The organism is Rhodocytophaga aerolata (assembly GCF_030503435.1).
Lineage (GTDB): Bacteria > Bacteroidota > Bacteroidia > Cytophagales > 172606-1 > Rhodocytophaga > Rhodocytophaga aerolata.
On sequence record NZ_JAUKPO010000108.1, the window covers coordinates 1 to 4,274 of the forward strand.

Sequence of the window (4,274 nt, forward strand, 5' to 3'; positions counted from 1 at the left end):
AGTCCGGTTTTGGAGGACCAGCTCAAGAGGTGACTCTTGAGCTGAGTCTAACTATATGCCAGTAAATGAAAGAAAAATTGAATAAACTGAAGATAGAAATTGATGTTTTGAGCGGTTGGTGGTTCAAATTTGAACAAGGAGATAAAAAGTTTGGAACACTCCCTGATAATGTAGGTGACCCAATCAATGATTTATTGACAGCTGTACGGTTACTTTATAAAAGCTTCTTCGAAACAGAATGTAGGTTTTTTCAAGGTCCGGGCGAAGACATATTACTTCTCAAGCGAGATAAAAATATCGTTCGAGGAACATTTTATTCTTTTGATAATGCCAGAAGAGGGTTTAATAAAGATGAGGGAAAAGTCGTTTTTGAGTTTGAGGATGACCTATTTCACTTTACCAACCAGATAATTAATGCTTATTATCGCTTAAATGAACAGTATAATCTGCAAGTTGATTATAAAGAATTAGTTGACTTAATGAAAGAAGAAAAGAAAAACACAGGCATATAACACCCAACTCAAACCGACAACCGGCCCATTCTAAGCGCAAAGCCTCAGCACAAGGGCACGGTGTGCGGGAGTTGTTGAGCCGTTGTATGCCATTTGAAGAATTGATGAAAAAACCATATATAATCTTCTTAATCCTACTATTCGCCTGTACAAGCAAGCAGGCAAATGAGACAGATTGTAATGAAATAAATCAGATAGTCATTACTGATAAATTCAGTGAAACATCTGCCAATAAAAAAACTCAGTTTACAGATAGCACTACCTTATCATTCTTTTGCCAGGAAATTAAGAGGTTACAGCCAGTAACAAAAGAACCTATTGTAAAAGTCAACTTTGGATACTATATGCTTGACATTGTTTATAAGGATGGTGTTGAAGTCCAAATTGAAATTATTTACACTAAGTTTGACGGAGTAGTTATCCGCCTTGATGGAAAATATTACAAAAATGATGAATTAGACAGTGTAATGAGAGGCTATCTTGCTCCTAAAGAATGGCAAGGATGAAAATAAATGAACAAGAACGGCATACAACACCTAACTCAAACCGACAACCTGCCCATTCTCAGCGAAAAGCCACACCACAAGGGCACGGCGTCGGCTGCTCTTGGTGCATTATCTGCAACAAAAAGTAAATGGAAGAAAATAAGGAAATAGTTAATTTATTGTATCAATACTTAGTTGATGTAAAAAAGGTAGTAAAAGATTTAAAGTTAGAATCTAAAGTTGATAAAGAGGGCCTATCTTGGATAGGAGAGTTACCTAAAAGCGGGAAAATAGAAGAAAAAGGAATTGCTTATCAATTTCATGGAGTGGGTTGCTTAGTCGAATGGCAAAATAAGAGTATTGATTTTGACTTCAATTTCCGGTATGAGCAGTATGATAGTGTATTTGGTATTGATACTTGGTTTGCGGCCTATTATTTAGAAAGTCTAAAGTTGCCTCAATATTCAAAACTAGATGAAAATGAGAGCAGAGTAAGAGCAGTTTTAGATAAGTTGGTAAAGCAAGGTCAAATCATCAAGGAAGAACATTATTATTACTTCAAGGAAGATTATGAGTTGTTACAGGAATCAAAAGAAGAATAAAATAAAAAGTTTGCAGATAACACCAAACCTACCATCAACCGTGCTTTCGACGCTAACACCTAAACACAAAGCAACGGTATGTGGAGGTTTTTGAGCCATTACCTGCAATCAAAGAAATGAAAACAGAAAAAGGCGACCTGATAAAAAAAGCATTGCGGAATGAATTTGACTTGATTATTCACGGATGCAATTGCTTTTGCACAATGGGAGCCGGAATTGCAAAAACAATCAAAGAGCATTTTCCTCGGGCATATCAAGCTGACTTAAAGACAAAAAAAGGAGATAAAGACAAACTTGGCACTATAAGTTGGGCGGAAGAAGAGATAAATAGCCGGAAATTAATAGTAGTCAATGCATATACCCAATATGATTACAGAGGCAGGGGAGTGAAAGCGGACTATGAGGCTATTAGAAAAGTATTCAAAACAATCAAGCAACAGTATACAGGATTGCGGATTGGATATCCAGCTATCGGGGCCGGACTTGCCGGAGGAGATTGGACAATTATATCCAGAATCATTGAGGAAGAGTTAGCGAGTGAAAACCACACCTTTGTAGAATTTGAACAAGAATAATAAAACAAAATGAAATGCAGGTAACATCAGCTAAGTCTTCCACTAGGCCGCCAGACCTAAAGGCTGACGCAGGAGGCCATAGTGTCGATTAGCCATGTTCCATTAGGCACTATCAAATACAAAAAAATGGAATTTACACCAATCGATGACTTGGAATCTGATTCAGAAGAACATGCTGTTATCATACAGTTTGAGTATCAGTTTCAAAATCTTAAGCCATTACATAGTTTGGCAAAGAAACTAAGACAAGTGATTGAGGAAGCAGAAGTTGGCGAATATGATGGCCATGAAATAGGGGTAGATAATAGCGACGGGATACTTTTCATGTACGGACCTGATGCAGAATTATTGTTCAATGCTGTAAAACCTATTCTTGACCAAACTCCATTTATGAAAGGAGCCACAGCCGTATTAAGATTCGGTCCACCTGAAGAAAACGTAAAAGAGATAGAAGTAATTATATAAAAGAAGAATAAACGATAGTGCCTAACACCCGACTCGAGCCGACAACCTGCCCATTCTAAGCGCAAGGCTACAGCACAAGGGCACGGTGTGCGGGAGTCGTTGGGCCATTAGCGGCAAGCAAGATTGAAAAATAGATGTGGCCATTACAAGATATAACGATTTATTATCAAGGAGGCGAACTGTATGATGCTCCAGATAGTCCATTTGGAAAAATAATTAGGTTCATCGCTGATTTTTATCACAACAAATTAAATGGTTATAAGCCACCAAAAACAGCTAGAATTTGTATCCACTTTGCTAAGGAAAACCCTTACAAAGAGCCTATTTACTTCGGCGCGATTTGTTTATATGGTAATAGGATAGATGAAGATAAATACAGAAGACTTGAATATAAACAACAGCTGACGTATATTCTTGATTTACTGCATAGTACTGTTATGGAACTTGCTGACAAAAAAGGTTGGGACAGGAAAGTTTTTGAAAATGCTTATCAGAATATAGTTAGTAATGATTTTAAGTTTCTCAAGTTCTATCCAATAAAGTTATCAAGAGACAGAAGATATAGCGCACAAGCATTCATAGAAAAAACGGAGGATAAATCCTTCTTAAACCTTTTGCTCACTCACAATCAGACCAGCAGACAGATACAAATAGTAGAAAAAAGAAATTGGTATTGGTTTGATAGTATATACGCGCTTGGGGCAGATTGCAAGTGGATTGATAAACACTCATTTGGATATATTGACAAGAAAGCAAATAAACATGTGTTTTACTCTATAACGGATGACGAAGTAATATCAAACATTGTATTTGAAAACAACTTTTAATTTAACTTAAAAGGCTATGCCGCTAACGCCAGCCACGGCCGGTCAGCAGCCCGCCAAAGCGCAGACCCAAACAGGAGGGCATGCCGCCGGGTGGCTTCGGGCCATTATGCACCATATAATGAAATGAGTAAAAAAATATACCTACCAATTTTTTTGATCCTTATATTGTTTTCGTGTGATCGGAAAGAAAGAGAATTTACAGGGGCACAATTCATGAATCATACACTTAACGATTACTTACCCTTTGTAGAAAAAAATCATCTTTCGTCCACTGCTCATCCTTTGCAAAAAGATATTGTAGAATTATGTAAACAGATCAACCGCACTACAGGAGAAATTATAATAGCAGCGGGAGGATGGAATGAATACGGAGAATTTATAGACGGAAATCAAAAGGGAATAGGCATAGAGATAATTAAAAAGCATAAGCTTTTTGAAACAGTCAATGACTTTAAAAGAAATGTAGAGGTAAAATATGGAAACCAAGAGGATATAAAAGATATTGTAGAAGAGTTGAATGCAGATTTATACCTGATAACTGATAATTGGACACAAGAAAAGTTGAAGAATTACTCGGTGATCAAAATCTGTGCAGATTTGACCTTAGTTCAAGACAGACTTATTCTTACTGAAATAAAATTGCACGAGAAAAAAAATTGTAAAACTACAGGTGCATAACACCCTTCTGTCCGACAACCTTGCCTACCTGGGCACAATGCTCAGCACAGGCTACGGTATGCGGCAGCAGTTGGGCCATTAGTGGCTATTAAAAACAATGAAATATTTAGAAAGCCAAGGATTTATTATA

Annotated in this window: 7 protein-coding genes; all 7 read left to right on the forward strand. The window is 37.0% G+C overall.

Going from position 1 to position 4,274, the window contains the following annotated elements:
* Positions 1-65 precede the first annotated feature (65 nt).
* The 7 genes from Q0590_RS36720 to Q0590_RS36750 all read left to right on the forward strand — a co-directional run bounded on the left by Q0590_RS36720 (position 66) and on the right by Q0590_RS36750 (position 4,144).
* Complete coding sequence (locus tag Q0590_RS36720) at positions 66-512, forward strand: hypothetical protein (protein WP_302042666.1); 447 nt, start codon at positions 66-68, stop codon at positions 510-512.
* An 86-nt stretch (positions 513-598) separates the two neighbouring features.
* On the forward strand, positions 599-1,018 hold the full coding sequence (locus Q0590_RS36725) for a hypothetical protein (protein WP_302042667.1): 420 nt from the start codon (positions 599-601) through the stop codon (positions 1,016-1,018).
* 128 nt (positions 1,019-1,146) lie between these two features.
* Positions 1,147-1,599 carry a DUF6896 domain-containing protein gene (locus Q0590_RS36730; protein WP_302042668.1) on the forward strand — a complete coding sequence of 151 codons (453 nt, stop codon included), beginning with the start codon at positions 1,147-1,149 and terminating at the stop codon, positions 1,597-1,599.
* A gap of 116 nt (positions 1,600-1,715) precedes the next feature.
* Positions 1,716-2,174: a macro domain-containing protein gene (locus Q0590_RS36735; protein ID WP_302042669.1), complete on the forward strand. Its 459-nt coding sequence runs from the start codon at positions 1,716-1,718 to the stop codon at positions 2,172-2,174.
* A gap of 126 nt (positions 2,175-2,300) precedes the next feature.
* Positions 2,301-2,639 carry a hypothetical protein gene (locus tag Q0590_RS36740; RefSeq protein ID WP_302042670.1) on the forward strand — a complete coding sequence of 113 codons (339 nt, stop codon included), beginning with the start codon at positions 2,301-2,303 and terminating at the stop codon, positions 2,637-2,639.
* Between the two features lie 134 nt (positions 2,640-2,773).
* Entirely contained in the window at positions 2,774-3,466 is a 693-nt protein-coding gene (locus tag Q0590_RS36745) for a hypothetical protein (RefSeq protein WP_302042671.1), read from the forward strand.
* A gap of 213 nt (positions 3,467-3,679) precedes the next feature.
* On the forward strand, positions 3,680-4,144 hold the full coding sequence (locus Q0590_RS36750; protein WP_302042672.1) for a hypothetical protein: 465 nt from the start codon (positions 3,680-3,682) through the stop codon (positions 4,142-4,144).
* The last annotated feature ends 130 nt before the right edge of the window (positions 4,145-4,274 follow it).

What these genes read in the sequence shown, in the direction of transcription:
- Q0590_RS36720 (WP_302042666.1), top strand. Translation starts at nt 66, where the DNA reads ATGAAAGAAAAATTGAATAAACTGAAGATAGAAATTGATGTTTTGAGC.
- Q0590_RS36735 (WP_302042669.1), top strand. Translation starts at nt 1,716, where the DNA reads ATGAAAACAGAAAAAGGCGACCTGATAAAAAAAGCATTGCGGAATGAA.
- Q0590_RS36725 (WP_302042667.1), top strand. Translation starts at nt 599, where the DNA reads ATGCCATTTGAAGAATTGATGAAAAAACCATATATAATCTTCTTAATC.
- Q0590_RS36745 (WP_302042671.1), top strand. Translation starts at nt 2,774, where the DNA reads ATGTGGCCATTACAAGATATAACGATTTATTATCAAGGAGGCGAACTG.
- Q0590_RS36740 (WP_302042670.1), top strand. Translation starts at nt 2,301, where the DNA reads ATGGAATTTACACCAATCGATGACTTGGAATCTGATTCAGAAGAACAT.
- Q0590_RS36750 (WP_302042672.1), top strand. Translation starts at nt 3,680, where the DNA reads ATGAATCATACACTTAACGATTACTTACCCTTTGTAGAAAAAAATCAT.
- Q0590_RS36730 (WP_302042668.1), top strand. Translation starts at nt 1,147, where the DNA reads ATGGAAGAAAATAAGGAAATAGTTAATTTATTGTATCAATACTTAGTT.